At 52.9% G+C, this 19,158-nt stretch carries 15 protein-coding genes and 2 tRNA genes; 7 read left to right on the top strand and 10 right to left on the bottom strand.

Annotated elements, in window-relative coordinates; genetic code table 11:
• Nucleotides 1-362 precede the first annotated feature (362 nt).
• Nucleotides 363-1,778 carry a glutamate--tRNA ligase gene (gltX, locus tag REA38_RS06265; RefSeq protein WP_308885370.1) on the top strand — a complete coding sequence of 472 codons (1,416 nt, stop codon included), beginning with the start codon at nt 363-365 and terminating at the stop codon, nt 1,776-1,778.
• A 66-nt stretch (nt 1,779-1,844) separates the two neighbouring features.
• Here the strand turns inward: gltX and REA38_RS06260 are convergent, their stop codons facing one another.
• Nucleotides 1,845-2,630, bottom strand: a complete 786-nt coding sequence (locus REA38_RS06260; RefSeq protein WP_041036155.1) for a formate/nitrite transporter family protein — start codon at nt 2,628-2,630, stop codon at nt 1,845-1,847.
• 308 nt (nt 2,631-2,938) lie between these two features.
• Between REA38_RS06260 and REA38_RS06255 the strand changes: the two genes are divergently transcribed.
• A tRNA-Ala gene (locus REA38_RS06255) sits at nt 2,939-3,014 on the top strand.
• Nucleotides 3,015-3,074: 60 nt separating this feature from the next.
• Nucleotides 3,075-3,150 (top strand) — tRNA-Ala (locus REA38_RS06250).
• Nucleotides 3,151-3,275: 125 nt separating this feature from the next.
• On the opposite strand, the gene REA38_RS06245 is transcribed toward REA38_RS06250, so the two are convergent.
• From REA38_RS06245 to REA38_RS06225, 5 genes are all read right to left on the bottom strand, one after another.
• On the bottom strand, nt 3,276-4,250 hold the full coding sequence (locus REA38_RS06245; protein WP_308885367.1) for a fimbrial protein: 975 nt from the start codon (nt 4,248-4,250) through the stop codon (nt 3,276-3,278).
• Between the two features lie 232 nt (nt 4,251-4,482).
• Complete coding sequence (locus REA38_RS06240; RefSeq protein ID WP_080434117.1) at nt 4,483-5,607, bottom strand: fimbrial protein; 1,125 nt, start codon at nt 5,605-5,607, stop codon at nt 4,483-4,485.
• Nucleotides 5,608-5,830: 223 nt separating this feature from the next.
• Nucleotides 5,831-8,302, bottom strand: coding sequence for a fimbria/pilus outer membrane usher protein (locus REA38_RS06235; protein ID WP_308885365.1), 2,472 nt, complete (start codon nt 8,300-8,302; stop codon nt 5,831-5,833).
• Nucleotides 8,303-8,324: 22 nt separating this feature from the next.
• Nucleotides 8,325-9,002, bottom strand: a complete 678-nt coding sequence (locus REA38_RS06230) for a molecular chaperone (RefSeq protein ID WP_308885364.1) — start codon at nt 9,000-9,002, stop codon at nt 8,325-8,327.
• A gap of 65 nt (nt 9,003-9,067) precedes the next feature.
• Entirely contained in the window at nt 9,068-9,598 is a 531-nt protein-coding gene (locus tag REA38_RS06225; protein ID WP_103799107.1) for a fimbrial protein, read from the bottom strand.
• 470 nt (nt 9,599-10,068) lie between these two features.
• Between REA38_RS06225 and REA38_RS06220 the strand changes: the two genes are divergently transcribed.
• Nucleotides 10,069-11,133, top strand: coding sequence for an FAD-dependent oxidoreductase (locus tag REA38_RS06220; protein WP_308885363.1), 1,065 nt, complete (start codon nt 10,069-10,071; stop codon nt 11,131-11,133).
• Between the two features lie 269 nt (nt 11,134-11,402).
• Here REA38_RS06220 and REA38_RS06215 read toward each other — a convergent pair whose 3' ends face one another.
• Complete coding sequence (locus REA38_RS06215) at nt 11,403-12,590, bottom strand: NupC/NupG family nucleoside CNT transporter (RefSeq protein WP_004936373.1); 1,188 nt, start codon at nt 12,588-12,590, stop codon at nt 11,403-11,405.
• A gap of 377 nt (nt 12,591-12,967) precedes the next feature.
• Here REA38_RS06215 and REA38_RS06210 point away from each other — a divergent pair, with 377 nt between their 5' ends.
• Entirely contained in the window at nt 12,968-14,197 is a 1,230-nt protein-coding gene (locus REA38_RS06210) for an Nramp family divalent metal transporter (RefSeq protein WP_308885362.1), read from the top strand.
• Nucleotides 14,198-14,238: 41 nt separating this feature from the next.
• On the opposite strand, the gene REA38_RS06205 is transcribed toward REA38_RS06210, so the two are convergent.
• Together REA38_RS06205 and mgrA are read right to left on the bottom strand one after the other, a co-directional pair.
• On the bottom strand, nt 14,239-14,649 hold the full coding sequence (locus REA38_RS06205) for a DUF2502 domain-containing protein (RefSeq protein ID WP_308885361.1): 411 nt from the start codon (nt 14,647-14,649) through the stop codon (nt 14,239-14,241).
• 224 nt (nt 14,650-14,873) lie between these two features.
• The gene (gene mgrA, locus REA38_RS06200) at nt 14,874-15,863 is read right to left on the bottom strand and encodes an L-glyceraldehyde 3-phosphate reductase (RefSeq protein WP_049214195.1); all 990 of its coding nucleotides are present in this window, start codon (nt 15,861-15,863) and stop codon (nt 14,874-14,876) included.
• Between the two features lie 189 nt (nt 15,864-16,052).
• Between mgrA and REA38_RS06195 the strand changes: the two genes are divergently transcribed.
• The gene (locus REA38_RS06195; protein ID WP_094860001.1) at nt 16,053-17,714 is read left to right on the top strand and encodes an alpha-keto acid decarboxylase family protein; all 1,662 of its coding nucleotides are present in this window, start codon (nt 16,053-16,055) and stop codon (nt 17,712-17,714) included.
• On the opposite strand, the gene REA38_RS06190 is transcribed toward REA38_RS06195, so the two are convergent.
• Nucleotides 17,711-18,580 (bottom strand): LysR family transcriptional regulator, encoded by an 870-nt coding sequence (locus REA38_RS06190; protein WP_033653700.1) that lies wholly within the window; start codon nt 18,578-18,580, stop codon nt 17,711-17,713. The genes REA38_RS06195 and REA38_RS06190 overlap by 4 nt on opposite strands.
• A 99-nt stretch (nt 18,581-18,679) precedes the next feature.
• Here REA38_RS06190 and REA38_RS06185 point away from each other — a divergent pair, with 99 nt between their 5' ends.
• Complete coding sequence (locus REA38_RS06185) at nt 18,680-19,132, top strand: multidrug/biocide efflux PACE transporter (protein ID WP_060451745.1); 453 nt, start codon at nt 18,680-18,682, stop codon at nt 19,130-19,132.
• The last annotated feature ends 26 nt before the right edge of the window (nt 19,133-19,158 follow it).

Below are 19,158 nucleotides of genomic sequence, written 5' to 3'. Positions count from 1 at the left end.
GATGACGGGCTCGAACCGCCGACCCCCTCCGTGTAAAGGAGATGCTCTACCAACTGAGCTAATCGCCCCGTCTTGTTGGAGTCGCATTATAGGGATAGTTCAAAGTGAGTCAACGGTTTTTAAAATGATTTCAATCGTTCGCCGCAAATTTAGGCAGGGCGCGATAATTATCGCCAACGGCGCCGATTCTTTGCGCAATGCTATGCGAAACTCACCGCAAAACGCGCGAAATCGACCGGCGCAATATCGTGTCGGCGTTGAGGAATTAGCGCGTGGTGATACAATGTCGTCCACTCTTTTTTCAATTCCGAGCAATCGTCGGCAACCGCCGACACGCGTTGCGTAATAAGGCAGTGAACCCAATGAAAATCAAAACCCGTTTTGCACCGAGCCCGACCGGCTATCTTCACGTCGGCGGCGCGCGTACCGCACTTTATTCCTGGTTGTTCAGCCGCCATGCGGGCGGTGAGTTCGTTCTGCGTATCGAAGATACCGATCTGGAACGCTCCACCCAGGACGCGATCGACGCAATTATGGATGGCATGAACTGGTTGAACCTGGATTGGGATGAAGGCCCGTATTTCCAGACCAAGCGTTTCGATCGTTACAACGCGGTCATCGACGAGATGCTGGAGCAGGGCACTGCCTATAAATGCTATTGCTCCAAGGAACGTCTGGAAGCGCTGCGCGAGAAGCAGATGGAAAACGGCGAGAAGCCGCGCTACGACGGCCATTGCCGCGACAGCCAGTGCAGCCACACCGACGACGAGCCGCACGTGGTGCGCTTCCGCAACCCGCAGGAAGGCTCGGTGATCTTCGACGACAAAATTCGCGGCCCGATCGAATTCAGCAACCAGGAGCTGGACGATCTGATCATCCGCCGTACCGATGGTTCGCCAACCTATAACTTCTGCGTCGTCGTCGATGACTGGGACATGGAAATCACCCATGTGATCCGCGGCGAAGACCACATCAACAACACCCCGCGCCAGATCAACATTCTCAAAGCGCTGGGCGCGCCGGTGCCGGAATACGCGCACGTGTCGATGATCCTCGGCGACGACGGTAAAAAGCTGTCCAAGCGTCACGGCGCCGTGGGCGTTATGCAGTACCGCGACGACGGCTATCTGCCGCAGGCGCTGCTGAACTACCTGGTGCGTCTGGGCTGGTCCCACGGCGATCAGGAGATCTTCTCCATCGATGAGATGAAAGAGTTCTTCACGCTGGAAGCGATCAACAAATCCGCCAGCGCGTTCAACACCGAGAAGCTGCAGTGGCTGAACCACCACTACATCAACCATATGCCGGCGGAAGAAGTGGCGGTGCATCTGGCGTGGCACGTTGAGCAACTGGGCCTTGAAACCCGCAACGGCCCGGAACTGAAAGACATCGTCAAGCTGCTGGGCGAGCGTTGCAAAACGCTGAAAGAGATGGCGGAGTCCTGCCGCTACTTCTATGAAGACTTCAGCGAGTTCGATGCCGACGCGGCCAAGAAGCACCTGCGCCCGGTTGCTCGTCAGCCGCTGGAAGCGGTGCGCGCCAAGCTGGCCGCCATCACCGTCTGGACGCCGGAAAACGTGCACGACGCCATTCAGGGCACGGCGGATGAGCTGGGTGTCGGCATGGGCAAAGTCGGCATGCCGCTGCGCGTTGCGGTGACCGGCGCCGGTCAGTCGCCGGGCATGGACGTGACCGTGCATGCGAGCGGCCAGAAGCGTTCGCTGCAGCGCATCGACATGGCGCTGGCTTACATCGCCGAGCGCGAAGCGCAAGCCTGATTTGCTGATACGCCTTAAAGAAAAAGCCCCGTGGAGCGATCCCGGGGCTTTTTTCATGGCGGTGTGTCAGGCTTGCTCGCCGGCCGGCAAACCCGGGCGGTAGGCGAGGAAATACATCAGCCCGACAAAACCGGCGCCCCCCAGCGCGTTGCCGAGAAATACCGCGACGAAATTGGGCAGATACTGCTCCCAGCCCATGCCGCCGGCAAAGATGGCCGCCGGGATGATGAACATATTCGCCACCACGTGCTGGAAGCCGATGGCGACAAAAGCCATGACCGGGAACCACATGCCGATCACTTTGCCCGGCACATCCTTGCTGGCGAAGGCTAACCACACCGCCAGGCACACCAGCCAGTTGCAGCCGACGCCGGAAATGAAGGCGTGCAGGAAGTCCGCATCCACTTTGGCCTGCGCGATCGCCAGCGTCTTATGCAAGAATGCGCCTTCGGTCAGGCCCAGCAAATGGCCGAAGAAGTAGGCGACGGCCAGGCTGCCGGCCAGGTTGGCCAGGGTGACCCAAAACCAGTTGCGCAGCACGGCGATGGCGGGGATTTCGCGGGCAAACCAGGCCATCGGCAAGGTCATCATGTTGCCGGTCAGCAGTTCGCCGCCGGCCAGAATAGTCAGGATCAAACCGATAGGAAAGACCGCGGCACCCAACAGGGCACCGAAAGAGCCCCATTCGGCCGGCAGGGTGCCGATGACGTGAATATCCAGCAGAAAGCCGGTGGCAATAAAGGCGCCGGCGAGAAAGCCCAGAATCAGCAGATTAGCGAGCGGGGCGCGGCTTTTGTTTACCCCGGCCTGAACGGCGAGGGCGGCGATTTCTTTTGGTGAATGCAAAGACATGACGGACTCGGTTTATAGTAATGAAGTTTATGGCGCGGGCAGTCTATGCCGCTCGGGAGTCCGACTCAAGCGCATTTCGTTAACATTCCATTAATTAAAAATCAATGTGATATGCAGGGTCTTTTGCCATTTTGAGATGTAGCGCGCAAAATGGATGAACTCTGCGCAAAGTGATGATTTTTTGGCGCCAAAGATGCTGATTTGGCGGCTTTTTCAACGCTTGATTCAGTAATTCAATTTAGCCGTTGACAGCTTTGAGCGGGTTTCATATTATGCGCCCCGTTCACAGCACAAAGTGATTGTGGAACGGGGCTATAGCTCAGCTGGGAGAGCGCTTGCATGGCATGCAAGAGGTCGACGGTTCGATCCCGTCTAGCTCCACCAAACTTCTTCTCAGAGAGGTTGGGGAATACCGTAACGCCGGTCAACGCGTACCACTTTTGTGGGGCTATAGCTCAGCTGGGAGAGCGCTTGCATGGCATGCAAGAGGTCGACGGTTCGATCCCGTCTAGCTCCACCACCATTTAAAAAGCCGACCTTAGGGTCGGCTTTTTGCTTTATGCGTGCGTCTAATGCTTGCCTGACGCTTGGAAAAATGACTCTGGCTTTCTGATAGCTCGGAGTTATGCCGCCAGCTCACCAAAACTAGCGATATGACACGGTGAATTGAGCCACGGCATTGACTTCTCCCGGCGTAACTTTTTCTTCCGTTTGATAATATTGCACGCTGAGCGGGATTTCGTTCATCCCTACCAGCGTCTGGTTTAGCATGCCGGTTTTCGTCCCCAACTCAAAGGGAATGCCGTTACGCAGTATCTGCAGACCAACGCCGGTGGCCGCCTCTTTTGATGGGATAACGGCCAATACCTGACGATTGCCATTAACCATGTCACCGCGTATCTCCAGATCGACTTTAGTGTTGACATTGCACTCCATCGCGATGTTAAAAGGGGTATTTCCCGCCGTGGCCCCTATACCAGAGAGCGTCCGCCGGTTGATTTTTCCCAGGAAAACCTGTTTCGACGGCGTGCTGAGGTGGCAACCTTCCACTGCGATATTGACGGCAGGAAAATAGGTCTCACCCAGCCGTCTGGCGTTGGTTGCTCTCAAGCAGGTATAGTTAAAGGAGAAAGGGGAAAATGCAGACATGGCACCAGATTGTATGTCGCCGGTCTTGACCAGATAATATTTGAAGTTTCCGCCAAGAACATAGTTCACGGGTGTATTACGCGGCGCATAAATATCCCAAAGCCCCGGTTGGTCATTGAGCGACATGGCAATGCCGACCCCCTGCCAACCAGTCTGATAGACGGGAATACCGTGGTATTGTAATGCTGTCGCACTCAAGTGGGTATAGGCTTGCAACACCAGATCGCCGGGTTCGCCAAAGGAGAACTGTATGGCATTAGCCAACAGCCTGACGGAAAAGTAAGATTCCCCACGACCGATAAGATCGCCGACTTTAACGCCTGCCGGGACGGTAATGCCGGATTGCTCGATTTTTAGCGGATGATGCCATATCGCATAGCAATCGCCCTCACTTTGGGCTGAAAAGGAAAATAATAAGACCAGGATGCCAGCGATCCTGGCTATAGCTGTTGTTTTAAATAGCGTTGACATATTCACTTTTCCTATTAGATATTGCTCGAACTGCACATAGTGTTATTTTTATCTATCAATTTTTTATATAAACGATGGGCGCTCATCCTTCGGCCATCATGTAGTTTTCTAGCGTTAGTTGTATGAATATTTTTGATATGACTGATATTGCATACTGAAGCACTGGGTGCACGGAACAGAGGCGTCGTTTATGTGCCAATGTGGCTTGGAGCCCCTCTTATTCCACAAAGGGCTATCGATATGAAACGGTGAATTGGGCGATGGCGCTCACGTCTCCCGGCGTTATGTTCGCCTCCGTTTGGTAAAATCTTGCCAGAAAAGAAAGCGAATTCTGGCCGAGCAGCGTTGTATCTAATGCATTAATTTTGTTGCCTAAATCAAATGGGGCACCGTTGCGCAGAATCTGCAACCCGACGCCTTTGGCCGCATTGTCAGTATGATTAATCGCCAATACCTGGTTGTTGCCACTCACCGTTTGCCCTCTGATTTCCAGGTCTACTTTGGCATCTGAGTTACATTCTAAAGTAATATCGAACGGCGTTTCGCCAGCGGTACTTCCAATACCGGAGAATTCTTTTCTATTCACTTCTCCCAAATGGACGTATTTGATTGGCGTGGTTAATCGGCAACCTTCCACTGAGACGTTGGTAGCGGGAAACTTTGGATGACCGAGTCTAAAGGCTCTACCGGCGATCCGCAAACACGCATAGTTCATCAGGAATGGCTCAAATTGCGGCATCACACCCGGTTTAATATCTCCGATTTTTACGAGATAGTATTTAAAATTTGCCGAAAGTATATAATAAGGCGGCGTTGGGTCCGGTCCAGAAAACTCTGGAATACCGGCATGGTTATTTAATGACATTGCAATGCCAATGCCTTCCCAGGAGGTTTTATAGACGGGGATGCCATTGTGTTTAAAACCGGTTGAGGTCAGGTAGGTGAACGGTTGTACCACGAAATGTCCGTATCCGAAAATCGCTTCGCCATTTGACAGTACCTTAACGGAAAAATCCAATTCACCTTGCCCCAAAACTGCCCCGTTTGACGCATCTGCCGGAACAACGATCGGACTCTGGCTAATATATGGCGGTATATGATACATTGCCCGGCAATCTTCATCTCCGGCATAAGTTTTCGCGGAGTATAAAAATACCAGAGCAAGCGAAATAATCCCATGCAATATTATTTTTGCTTTATCTAGTGATTTTCTTCCTATCATTATCTTTTTCCTTTCAACCGCTAATGAAGTGTTTACCATGCCGTGATGAAGATAACAAAGGTTCGCCTGACATGAAGCTTCGATGGGGTTCTTGTGCATCATTTTTTTTGTCTTCAATGGGATTGCAGGATTCATCGCAAAACCAGTCAGTGTTTATATTTGATAATATTAACAGAGCAGATGCGAACACCAGTATGTAAATAATTACGACTGCTTTCATCATGTCGTTTCTCTACGCTGTGCTGTTTAATTACAAACATGCCTTGGTTGCCTAATGTTTAGCTCATTGCCAGTTGGTCGACATTTAGCAGGAAAGATCCTGCATATTATGCTATGTGCGTTTATCAATAATTTAATGCTATTTACATATCATATTGAGCATTTTTATTTTTGACTCAGACTCTTTAGCTGTAATGGCATAACTGCCTTGGCAGCGTTGCTTCCCCTCCCAATGAACCAACACCGTTCCTGAATCCGGCATACCGCTCATATAAACGCTATTATCATTTCCTACGATCCCTGTCGTTTTGTCTTCACCTTGCAGCGTAGCGACAGCGCCGAAAGGGATTGCGTTGGTATTGTGTTGCAGCTTTAAGATAATTCTATTGCCGATGTTAGATTTAAAGTGAGCGGATACAACAGCGCCTTTTGTCGGGATAACAATCTTGCTGTTCTTTGCTATTTCAACGTCATCGCCAAAGCTTTGCGGGTTTAAGGCAATCCGATTCTTATGATAACTGCTGATGTAAGGTACTACCGCATAGCCTCGAGAGTCAGTTTTGACGCCGACACTGTTAATCACTTCAATGTTGTGGGTATTGGGTACCTTAACTAAAGCCACAGTATCCCCCAGCGATTGCGATAATGTAATGCCGTCGCCATGGGCGATGGCGCCGCCGCGTAGGCTGTAATTAACCCGCTGCATATTTTGATCAAAGCTGTATCCGGCCCCGACCTCGCCATACCCGCCGCGATAATAGGCGGAGCCGTTGCCGGATGGTCCGGATCTGATGCTGCTTTGGGAGGCCGAGACGTTATAACTGAGCTGGTTATTTTCCAGAGCCGTTCCGCTCACACCTAATTGCTGATTGAACTTGCCCTTGCTGTTCTTGCTGGCGGTGTAGTTAGCCCAGCTGTTCGATTGCCATTTGTTCAACGGGATCTGAACGTTAAGAGTGGCAATCTTGTCGGGTTTATCCGTATAAGGGCCGCTATTGTAACTCAAAGCAAGATTGTAGCTAATACCACGCTGGCTGGTTGAGAACCCAAGCAGAAAATTCTTCTCAACGCTGCTGTTATGCCAGTAGTTCTGTTGATAACCGTTGAGGTAGAAACTACCGAAATCGTGAAGGGGCTGATTAATATTGAGAACCAGCTTGCTTCTTTTTATGTCACGCGCCAGCCACTTTTTCTCAAGATTGGTATTCATGTCACTAAATTCAGAAAAATTTAAATAGCCTGATGTTGAATATCGATATCCTGCAAGCGTGAAGTTTGTACCCGTAGTTTCAAGGTTTTTTGCGTACTGGAGCCGATATTGTTGCCCCGAACGGGAAGTGCCCGTAATGAGCCGGCTTTTGGTATGGGTGACATCGGCTGAAAATGATCCGAACTTTTTCAAGCTGCTGCCGATGCCGGAAGAAATTCCCTGGTGTTTTTCTGAGATGATTGCGCCCCCATAGAGCGTTTTATCGTCTCTAAGACCATAAATTAATGACTGTTGAAGAAATTTATATTTAGATTTATCGCGTTGCGCGGCACGGTACTCGCCTAGCGTTAATTCATTTTTTTTCATGCCTTCTCGCAGCATGATGGGCACTGCGGAAAAGGGTTGAAAGAAGCTGCGTTCTGAGCCATCTGCCTCTTTGATGATTACTTGCAGTCCACCGCTGGAGGTGGTGGGGTAAATATCGGTTATTTCAAAACTTCCTGCGGGCACGTGAGTTTGATAAATGATGTAGCCATTTTGCTTCACAATGACTTCGGCATTGCTTTGCGCGACGCCTCGCACCGTGGGGGCGAAGCCCCGCTGGCTGTCAGGGATCATGGAGGGATCGCTCGCGAGTTTCAGGCCGCGAAATTGAAAGCTGTCAAAGACGTCGCCAGAAGTTGAACTGTCACCCACGATCAAGGTGCTTTTACTGTCTCTAAGACCGCGCTCAGCATAGGAATTGATGCTTTTCCATTTGGTGCTGTTTTGGCTTGAGTAGGTGGAGTAGTTTCTCAAACGCCAGGCGCCGAAGTTTGCGCCGCTGCGCAGGTTCAAATATTGATTATCACCCGTTTTTGCATTCCCATTTTGCCATGATTCGGTGCCGCTGAAGCTGTAATCCATCAGGAAGGCGTTTATGCCGTCATCCCAAAGCGTCGGGTTTACCCAGTCCCGCGGCTGGTTTTTAAGATAAGCCTGAGGAATATTTAAATCTAATCTTTGGCGATTGAAGTCAAACTTTGCATAGCTGCCCGGAATAATCTCATTGATGGGATGATCGGTTAGACTGTTTTCGCTCGTCGTTGCCTTTAATGCGTCAAGTTGGATGCCGAAATTTTCAAGATCGTTTCGATGGATGCGAGGTTGCAAAGCACCGGCAACGTGAAAAAACTCCACTTTTTGATTAGCGAAAAAAGCGTTGTTTAGATAGATATCCACCCAATACTCACCAGGCAATTGATCGCTCGGATTGTTGAAATGGGACAAGTCAGCCACGTTTTGATAATTTCTGTTTAATGCAGAAGGCTCAAAGTAGTCCTCTGCCAGTGCAACCGGTGAGGATAAAAAACAGAAAAACAGCACCGACTTTTTGTTGTTGGCGATACTTGGCATAGTCATTTTTGCATCCCTTTACATATTTTTATAACGATGCTTTTATTTCCTCGGTCACGCCTCCATAGTCGTTGATGGCTTGCCATTTTATTACAGTGCTGCGTATTCCGTTTGGCATAGCCCATTGCTTTTTACTTTTTGGTGCGACCATGTCGGCTTCTTTAAGCTCTTTTTCACCTACAGAGAGAGAGTAAAAAGAGACATAAAATGGCGTTGGGTTACTCACAACCAACATGTTTCTTTCTCGAGAGAATTTTATTTTTTTGTATGCGTCACCTGCCTCTTTCTTTGATAAAGAACTGGGGCGATAGATTATTTTTATTCTGTTTTGTACTGTGATAAGGAGTTTGTTTTCCTTGGTTCTTTTGGTTGAAGGTATCGATCTTACGCTAAGCCAATATACTTTTTCTTCATGCTGTGGCAAAACGCCGCCAGAATGGATGATTCTAATAATATTATCCTGCTCTGGCTCCAGCCTGAACAATGGCGGGGTAACAATGAATGGGACTTCACTGCTATCCTCGGCCCGAAAATTTTCTGCCCAGGCTTGGATGAGTACCGGTGAGTTGCTGTCTTGATTGCTTACTGAAATATTCGATTCTTTTTTATTTTCCTCATAAATGACTCGCGTTCCTCCCAGGGTTACGCTGGCGACAGTATTAAAAGAAAATAATAGCAGAAAGCAAAGGATTCTTTTTTTAATCATCGTTATTCCCGTGGCGATTTTAATTATCTGGCCGGCGTTGTTACCGGCCAGGTAAGAGGGCTTTATTAATTATATGAGATGCTGAATTGTGTCGTGGCATTTGCCGGGCCGACGGTAACCGTGCCGGATGTAGACATATATTTTGCGACATAAGTAAAGACGTTCCTGATGTCTTTTTGCACGCTTTGCGCATTAGAGAATGACGCCACTGGTATTTGCGTTGTGCCATCGGCCTCATAGAGCGCAACGCCGATGCCTGTAGCGGCGTTAGTCTCTTTATTGAGCGACAACAGAGTTGTGTTGCCATCTGCGTAAATGCCATCGAACTTGATAGACGCTTTTTTGACCGTGTCCGGACAGCTGAGTAAGGCGATATTGAATTTTGTCGGTAGCGCTGTATCGCCAATGCTTCTAAACGCTTTGGCGCTGACATTGCCCATTGGGATTGTCTGGTTGGCGCTGCCCGCCTCAACCGTGCAGGTTTGGTCGGTCACCGTGCCGGTAAAGTTTATAGTACCGTCTGCAGCGTATGATGTAGACGATATGACTAGATATGCTCCAGCTAACAGCATGGTTCTCTGTGTGCGTAATTTCATATTCTCTATCCTTTTATAACTGTATGTAAATCATAGTTTTTTAAATCAATCCCTATGGTTCTTGAATACGCGATAAAACTCCCTTTTTCAGGTGATTGATGCTTAAAAATGTGTGTTAGTTTGAATTTGAAAACTGCAATTATCGTTTTTACTGGTTTTTAATGCTGTCAGATGATTTTTCTCCGACCGCTATTTGTTAACGAAATTTAGTCTATATGAAAAAAAGTTATTCAGTGGTAAAGATCATAAAAAGTGCTATTTTTAGAGTTAAATTCTATATTTATAGTTTTTTATGCTATTGGTTTGAGTGTGTATCCTGAATTTAAGCAATCCTAATAGTTTGATCCTCTGATTAATCTTGTGATTGTTAATGTGCTAATTAATGTTGGTGATGGGTATGTGTTGACATTGATATTGTTTTCTTGATGAAACTATTGTCATTGTTTCACCATCGTTGGATGAGGTTATCCATGAAAAAAAATAAAAATATCGCAATTGTTGGTGGTGGCGGGGTAACGGCGGTGATGACGGCCTTGGCCTGTGCGAGGAAAGGGATCTCCGTTGATTTTTTTCTCGATGAGATGGATTACGATGAGTTCAAGACCTCTTTGGGTAACCATTGTTTATGGCGAAGCGTTCATGAAGATAATCTGCGCCTGAGCCGATTTTCGGCTCAGTCTCAATGGATATGGGAAAAATTTATTCTGGCCTCTAGCGGTGAGTTTGGCCGCAAAGAAAGAATGGTACGCGTGGTTGAACGTGCGGAACTCAACCGGCTGATAAAATTGTATGAGCAGTATAATTTACCCTATGAAGTGAAAAACTGTGGCGATGAAGAGTCAATTGTATTGCCGCCTTTCCTTGATTATAAGAATAAATTTATCTTCGTGAGTTATGACTCTATTTTACTTAACGTGGCTGAAATATTTTCATATTTTGGTGATGAATTGGCGTTTTTCACGAGCGTGAATGTTTTCAGAAATAAAAATATTGGTGGATTAGGTAGTATTGAAGGCGGCGTGATTTTTGTTGACGAAAAGAAACATCTGTATGATATCGTGGTTAAGTTTACAAATGATTTTAAAATCAATGAGATGAGTTCTTTCGAGGCCGTAGATGTCGAGGCTAAAACGATTTTTAAAGACTTTTATCTGTCAGACGCCATCGGCCATTTAACACAGCCCATATGGATTTCTGAAAATGAGTTTAATATATCGCTCGTACCCTCTGTCGATGGACGTGTTATCAGGGTTGGCATGGATGTTCATTTCCCCCAATCGGCAGAGGTATTGGTGCGGAATTTAAACATTGATGCTTATTTATCAAGAAGTAAAATCGACGTAATGTCCAGTTCGATATTTTCAATTAGCTCATGTGGCGTCTCTTCTGAAGATGCCAGGTCAGTGATTCCATGCTGGACAGTCAGTGATGACAATAAAAAGATAGTCGTCGTTGAAAGCGTGGACTCCTACTACAATGCCTCACCTGCTGTTGCGGAGGAGATCACGACGCTGTTAACGCTGATTATCAACTGATTGTTTGTTTTATGGCGTGCGCACAGCTAAATGCAATACCGTATGGCGTATCAAAAGCGTTCTGTTATAAGGACAAAAATCGACCTGTTCTGACTACGCAGATTGTTGTCACAGCCATTCCATTTTATGCAGAAGCATTATTATTGGGGGAAGTTTAACCGAGCGGCGAATGCTTATTTTCTGTCAGCATGCGCCATTGTAGGCGGTCAGGATACCGGCATAAAAAAGGCGCCCGCAGGCGCCTTTGTATGTTTGTGGCGACGCTGAACTTAGCCCAGCACCAGGCCTGCGATCGAAGCGGACAGGATGCTGACCAGCGTAGAGCCGTACACTAGCTTCAGGCCAAAGCGCGACACCACGTTGCCCTGATGTTCGTTCAGGCCCTTGATCGCACCAGCCACGATACCGATGGAAGAGAAGTTGGCGAAGGACACCAGGAACACCGACAGGATCCCCAGGCTGCGCGGTGACAGTTCGGCAGACACTTTCTGCAGCTCCATCATTGCCACGAACTCGTTGGAAACCAGCTTGGTGGCCATGATGCTGCCAACCTGCAGGGCTTCGTGCTTAGGAATGCCCATGATCCAGGCGAACGGATAGAAGAAGTAGCCGAGGATTTCCTGGAAGCTCAGGCCGAAGATGGCGCTGAACACACCGTTGAGCGCGGCGATCAGGGCGATGAAGCCGATCAGCATCGCGGCAACGATAATCGCTACTTTGAAGCCGGCCAGGATATATTCACCCAGCATTTCGAAGAAGCTCTGGCCTTCGTGCAGGTTGCCGAGGTGCAGCTCTTCTTCTTTATTAGTGTCGTACGGGTTGACCAGCGACAGCACGATAAAGGTGCTGAACATGTTCAATACCAGCGCCGCCACCACGAACTTGGCGTCCAGCATGGTCATGTAGGCGCCGACGATGGACATGGACACCGTAGACATCGCGGTCGCCGCCATGGTGTACATGCGCTTTTCCGACATCTTGCCCAGGATATCCTTGTAGGCGATGAAGTTTTCGGATTGGCCGAGAATCAGCGAACTGACGGCGTTGAATGACTCCAGCTTGCCCATGCCGTTCACTTTCGACAGCACGGTACCGATAATGCGGATGATGAATGGCAGCACCTTGATGTACTGCAGAATACCGATCAGCGCCGAAATGAAGACGATCGGGCACAGCACCTTCAGGAAGAAGAATGCCAGGCCTTTGTCGCCCATGCCGCCGAACACGAAATCAGTCCCTTGTCCCGCAAACCCGAGCAGTTTGTCAAACAGCGCGGCGAATCCTTTTACGAAGCCCAAACCCGCTTCCGAATGCAGGAAAAAGTAGGCCAGCAGTACTTCGATAACCAGTAATTGAATAACATAGCGAATGCGGATGCTTTTGCGATCGCGGCACACCAACAGGGCCAGGATCGCCACCACCACTATCGCCAACGCAAAGTGCGCAATATGGGACATGTTTGCTCCAAATTTGAGGCAGGCTGAATTTCGGCTGTCATTTTATGTAACGCTACGTTTAAAAACGAGACTTCTATTGCAAATATGGAAAATCATAGCGGGAGTTCTCCTAAAGTGTTGCGCAAAAGCATAAAAAATCAAGACGTTAAATCGGCAATAGGAAATTCGTATTCTTGTGCTAACCTGTCTTTCAGGGGTATTGCAGCCAAAATCCCATCAGAAAAGCACGGAAATCGGCAAGCTCCGCGCTGAACCCTTCGATAAAACCGTTAATGTTGGCTATTACAGAGATAAGTTTTACCGCTCTAAATGCGCTTGATAATTATTATCATTTATATAGAGTGGAGATAAACGTAATTTCAGTAAGGGTTCAACATATGCTGAACAGTCGCGTGGTTGAAACCACCTCCGGTCGCTCCGCCAGAAAAATCAAACTCTCGCTGATGGGGCCTGCCTTCATCGCCGCTATCGGCTATATCGACCCCGGTAACTTCGCCACCAACATCCAGGCCGGCGCCTCGTTCGGCTACAGCCTGCTGTGGGTGGTGGTTTGGGCCAACGTGATGGCGATGCTGATCCAGCTGTTGTCCGCCAAGCTGGGCATCGCCACCGGGAAAAACCTGGCCGAGCATATTCGCGATCGCTTTCCGCGGCCGGCGGTGTGGGCCTATTGGGTGCAGGCGGAGATCATCGCCATGGCGACCGATCTGGCCGAGTTTATCGGCGCGGCGATCGGCTTCAAGCTGCTGCTCGGCGTTTCCCTGCTGCAGGGCGCGGTGCTGACCGGCATCGCCACCTTTTTAATTCTGATGCTGCAAAAGCGCGGGCAAAAGCCGCTGGAACGGGTGATTGGCGGCCTGCTGCTGTTCGTCGCCGCCGCTTACATTGTCGAGCTGGCGTTCTCTCAGCCGCAGCTTGCGCCGCTGCTGAAGGGCGTGGCGCTGCCCGATCTGCCCAACGGCGATGCGGTATTTCTGGCCGCCGGGGTATTGGGCGCCACCATCATGCCGCACGTGATCTACCTGCATTCCTCGCTCACCCAAATCGGCGGCGAGCACGACAAGGCGGAGCGCTATGCCGCCACCAAAGTCGACGTCGCCGTGGCCATGACCATTGCCGGTTTTGTTAATCTGGCGATGATGGCCACCGCCGCGTTTCATTTCAGCGGCCACAGCGGCATCGCCGATCTCGACGTGGCCTACCTGACGCTGCAACCGCTGCTCGGGCAAGCCGCCGCCACCGTGTTCGGCCTGAGCCTGGTGGCCGCCGGCCTCTCCTCTACCGTGGTGGGCACGCTGGCGGGGCAGGTGGTGATGCAGGGGTTCGTGCATTTCCATATTCCGCTGTGGCTGCGGCGTGCGGTGACCATGCTGCCGTCGTTTATCGTCATCATGCTGGGGATGGACGCCACGCGCATTCTGGTGCTGAGCCAGGTGCTGCTCAGCTTCGGCATTGCGCTGGCGCTGGTGCCGCTGCTGGCTTTCACCGGCAATCGGGCGCTGATGGGGGAGATGGTCAACGGCCCTGTGGTGCAAAACCTGGGCAAGCTGATCGTGCTGGTGGTGGTGGGATTGAACGGCTACCTGCTGATCGGCAGCGTACTGTAGGCGAAAATAGCGCGGGCCGGCATTGCGCCGGCCCGTCGTCGTTAATCGCGGTCGTCATCGCCGTGGCGGCGCCAACGATCGCGGTCATGATCGTGGTGGTGCTTTTTCTCTTTCTTCCAGGGGTGCTTATCGTAATGCCTGTCGTATTTACGATAGCGTCCTTCATGATAGTAATAGTGTTTGCGCCAGTAGTCGCGGTCGCGCCAGCGATAGCCGTCCCAGTAGTAACCGCGGCGGCTGCGGTCGCCGAGATAGCGCCCCTGATGGCCTTGCCACCAGTCGCGATCGCGCCAGTCGTAACCGTCCCAGTAACGGCCGCGATTGTCCCGATCGCCGATGCGCAGTGAAACGCCCGGCATCAGATCGATGCTGATCCCTTCGGCGTGCGCCTGCTGTGCGGCGGGCAGTACCGTCGCCGCCAAGATGGCGGCCAAGAGCAGAGGTTTAAACATGACTTCTCCTTTCCGCTTGCGCGGCCTGGCCGTTTGTCACTTTATGAAGCGCGTTCATCAGTTTAAAAAAGCGGCCTTATCGTTATTTTTGCTGCAATATCGGCATCATAGCGCCGGCGCATAGGGTTGAATCTGAGAGCCACTCTGAAAACGGCGACGAAGGCCAAGATTTGAGATTTTTCTGGGGTATCGCCGCTCGATTGAGCGGCGGAATTTGTAAGCGATTACAATAAGATTTTCTCGATCTGCGCGAGTTCTTCTTCACTGAAGTGGCGATTGGCCAGCATGCCCACCGCGTCTTCTATCTGCGCATTCTTGCTGGCGCCGATCAGCACCGAGGTAACGCGATCGCCGCGCAGCACCCAGGCCAGCGCCATTTGCGACAGCTTCTGCCCGCGTTGCCGCGCCAGCGCATCGAGGCGGCGCACCTTGTCCAGCCGCTCGGCGGTCAACTGCTCCGGTTGCAGGAAGCGGCTGCCGCTGGCGGCGCGGGAATCTTGCGGAACGCCGTGCAGGTAGCGGTCGGTCAGCAGGCCGCCCGCCAGCGGCGAGAAGGCGATCGAGCCGACGCCATGCTCCGCCAGCGTATCCAGCAGCGCCGTCTCCGGCCCGCGTTCCAACATCGAATACTTCGGCTGGTGGATCACGCACGGCGTGCCGAGCCGCTGTAGAATGTCGAATGCCTGCCGCGCACGCTCGGCCGGGTAGTTGGACAGGCCGACATACAGCGCTTTGCCCTGGCGCACCAACAAATCCAGCGCCGCCATGGTTTCTTCCAGCGGCGTCTGCGGATCCGGCCGATGATGATAAAAGATATCCACATACTCCAGCCCCATGCGCTTCAGGCTCTGATCGAGGCTGGCGACCAGGTACTTTTTCGAGCCCCAATCACCGTAGGGGCCGGGCCACATGGTGTAACCGGCTTTGGATGAGACGATCAGCTCATCGCGCCAGGCCCGCAGATCGGCGTTGAGTATGCGGCCAAAGTTCTCCTCGGCGGCGCCGGGCGGCGGGCCGTAGTTATTGGCCAGATCGAAATGGGTAATGCCGCGATCGAAGGCGCAGCGGATCAGGCCGCGGGCGTTGTCGTACAGCGTGGCGTCGCCGAAATTGTGCCACAGTCCGAGCGAGACGGCGGGCAGCTTCAGCCCGCTGCGGCCGCAGCGCCGGTATTCCATGTCTTGATAACGTGAGGGGGAGGCGGGGTAGGACATAGTTATCCTTGTCGGCGAGAGGTGAAGTGCTTTGAGTGTATACGCTTTCACACCGCTCTGCCGGGGGAACGATCACAGCGCCGGCATGTAACGCCAGGTTGCCGATCGATGCAGGAATCCTTGTTCGAAATTTGAACAGCATCTTCGATACTTAAAGGTAATCGCTCCAGCTGCAGACAGGTGATGATCATGACTCAGACCTATACGGTGGCCGATTATCTGCTCGATCGTCTGGCCCAAATCGGCATCCGTCATTTCTTCGGCGTGCCGGGGGATTACAACCTGCAATTCCTCGATCACGTCCTCGCCCATCCGCAAATCACCTGGGTAGGCTGCGCCAACGAGCTGAACGCCGCCTACGCCGCCGACGGCTATGCGCGCTGCAAACCGGCGGCCGCGCTGCTCACCACCTTTGGCGTCGGCGAGCTGAGCGCGTTAAACGGGGTGGCCGGCAGCTACGCCGAATACCTGCCGGTGATCCACGTGGTCGGCACGCCGGCGCAGCGCGCTCAGCGCGCCGGTGATTTGCTGCACCATTCGCTGGGGGATGGCGACTTCACCCACTTCGCCCGCATAGCCAAAGAGGTAACCGTCGCGCAGGCCGACCTGACCGCCGACAACGCCGCAGAGGAGATCGACCGCCTGATCTGCGCCGCCTTGCTGGAGCATCGCCCGGTTTACCTGATGTTGCCCAGCGACGTCGCGCAGGCGCCGCTGCCGAGTAAACCGGCGCCGCTGATGCTGCGCCAGGCCAAACTGTCGCGCAGCGCATTGCAGGCGTTTATCGCCGCGGCGCGCGAAAAGCTGCTGTCGGCGCGGCGGGTATCGCTGCTGGCGGACTTCCTGGCCGATCGCTTCGGCGCCGAAGCGGCGCTGGACGAGTGGCTGCAGGAGGTCGACATTCCGCACGCTACGCTGCTGCTCGGCAAAGGCGTGCTGGATGAGAACCGCGCCGGTTTTGTCGGTACCTACTGCGGCGGTGCCAGCGATCCGGCGGTGAAACAGCTTATCGAAAACGCCGATGTGGTGATCAACGTCGGCGTGCGTTTGACCGACACCATTACCGCCGGTTTCACGCATCATCTGCCGGTGGAAAAATGCATCGACATTCAGCCGTTCGAAGCCTGGGTCGGGCGGCAGCGCTTTAGCCGCATTCCGATGCGCGACGCGGTGCGGGCGCTACATCGCCTGAGCCTGTCGCTGGCGTCGCGTTGGCCGTTGCCGCCGATCGTCCGCCCGGCGCTGCCGGAAGGCGATGGGGAAGGGCTGGATCAGCACGCCTTCTGGCGGCAGATGCAGGATTTCCTGCGGCCCGGGGATATCGTGCTGGCCGATCAGGGCACCGCTTGTTTCGGTGCGGCGGCGCTGACGTTGCCGCGCGGCTGTCGGTTGATCGTGCAGTCGCTCTGGGGATCGATCGGCTATACCCTGCCGGCGACGTTCGGCGTGCAGACCGCCGAACCGCAGCGCCGGGCAGTGCTGCTGATTGGCGACGGCGCCGCGCAGCTGACCGTGCAGGAGCTGGGTTCGATGTTGCGCGACGGACTTAAACCGGTGATCTTCGTGCTGAATAATCAGGGATATACCGTCGAGCGCGCCATCCACGGGCCGGAGCAACGTTATAACGACATCGCGCGCTGGAACTGGACGCAGTTGCCGCCTGCGCTGGCTGGCGAGCGGCCGGTGAAGGCGCTGCGGGTCAGCGATTCGGACGGCTTGCGCCAGGCGCTGCGCGAGGTAGCCGACGGCGAGCGGCTGGCCTTCATTGAAGTGATGCTGCCGAAGATGGACATTCCCGAGCTGCTCGACACCGTTTCGCGCGCCATCCAGGCGCGCAACGCCGCCGCTTAAGGCAGGGAATCGCCCAGCAGGCGCTTCAGCACCCAGAACCCCGCCGGGCCCGGCGGGGTCAGTTTTGACCATACCGCATCCACCGAGATCATTTTCGGCCAGCCGCGCGGCCGCAGCTCGGTCAGCATATTGTGGCCGTATTGTTGCACCAGCCAGTGCGGCAATACCGCCCAGCCGAACCCCTGTTCCGCCATCTCCAGCAGCAGCAGATAGCTGGGCGCCGACCAAACCAGGCCGCCTTGTCTGGCCGCTTCGGCGCCGGTGTAGGTGTTCAGGATCAGCTGTCGGGTGCTGGACAACTGCTCCGGCGTCGGCGCGGCGGCCTGCGCCAGCGGATGCTGGTGGGCGACAAACAGCCCCATGTCGGTTTGTTCCGGCAAACGAGAGAAGGCGATATCCGGCGGGTAGCTTTTTTGCACTTCCACCATGCCCAAATGCGCGCGGCCGCTTTGCAGCAGATCGATAACGTCGCCATCTTCGGCGATCATCCACTCCAGCTCAATCTCCGGGTAACGCAGTTCGAATTGTTGCATCAATTGATCGTGATGCTTGGGTTGATAGGTATCGGAGAACACCATGCTCAGGCGCGGTTCGACCTCGCCCGCCAGTTGAATGCTCAGCGCGTCGAGCCGCTCGCTGGCGGCGAGGATCGCCTGCACATGCCCCAGCACTTTGCGGCCGGCGGCGGTGAGCACCGGCTGGCGCGCGCTGCGATCGAACAGCGTCAGCGCCAGGTCGGCCTCCAGATTGGCGATGGCGGTGCTGATGGTGGATTGGCTTTTGCGCAGCTTGCGCGCGGCGGCGGAAAACGAGCCGAGGGCGGCGGCTTCGACAAACGCGTGCAGCGCTTCCGGGGAATAGTGCATAAACTATCTACTTTATCGATGGTATCTATTTTTAATCTACCCAAAAAAGCGATGATAATCACCTGACTTTCGCAACAACTGTCGGAAAAAAGGTGATGTATGCAACTGCAAAACAAGTCTCTCATTGAACGTATCGTCCACGCCGTTGGTTTCGAGGTGATTGCCGTGATGATCGTTTCTCCGCTGGGGGCATGGCTGCTTAATCGTTCGATGGTGCAAATCGGCGCATTGGCGGTGGCCTTGGCGACCATCGCCATGGTCTGGAATATGGTTTACAACACGGTGTTCGACCGTCTGTGGCCGGTCAGCCGGGTCGTCCGCAACCTGAAGGTGCGTGTGCTGCACGCCGTCGGCTTTGAAGCCGGTTTTATCCTGATCGGCGTGCCGATCGCCGCCTGGCTGCTGAATATTTCCGTATTGCAGGCCTTTATGCTGGAGATCGGTTTCTTCCTGTTCTTCCTGCCGTACACCATGGCCTATAACTGGCTGTACGACACGCTGCGCCAGCGCTGGTTCGAAGCGCGCCAGCCGATCAATTCCGGCGCTGAATAAGGCGTCGTCAGCCCGGCGATTCTCAG

Origin of the sequence: Serratia sp. MF1(2023), from assembly GCF_030954545.1 — a bacterium.
Lineage (GTDB): Bacteria > Pseudomonadota > Gammaproteobacteria > Enterobacterales > Enterobacteriaceae > Serratia > Serratia sarumanii.
Note: the sequence above shows the minus strand (reverse complement) of the source record. Positions and strands in the feature narration are given on the sequence as shown.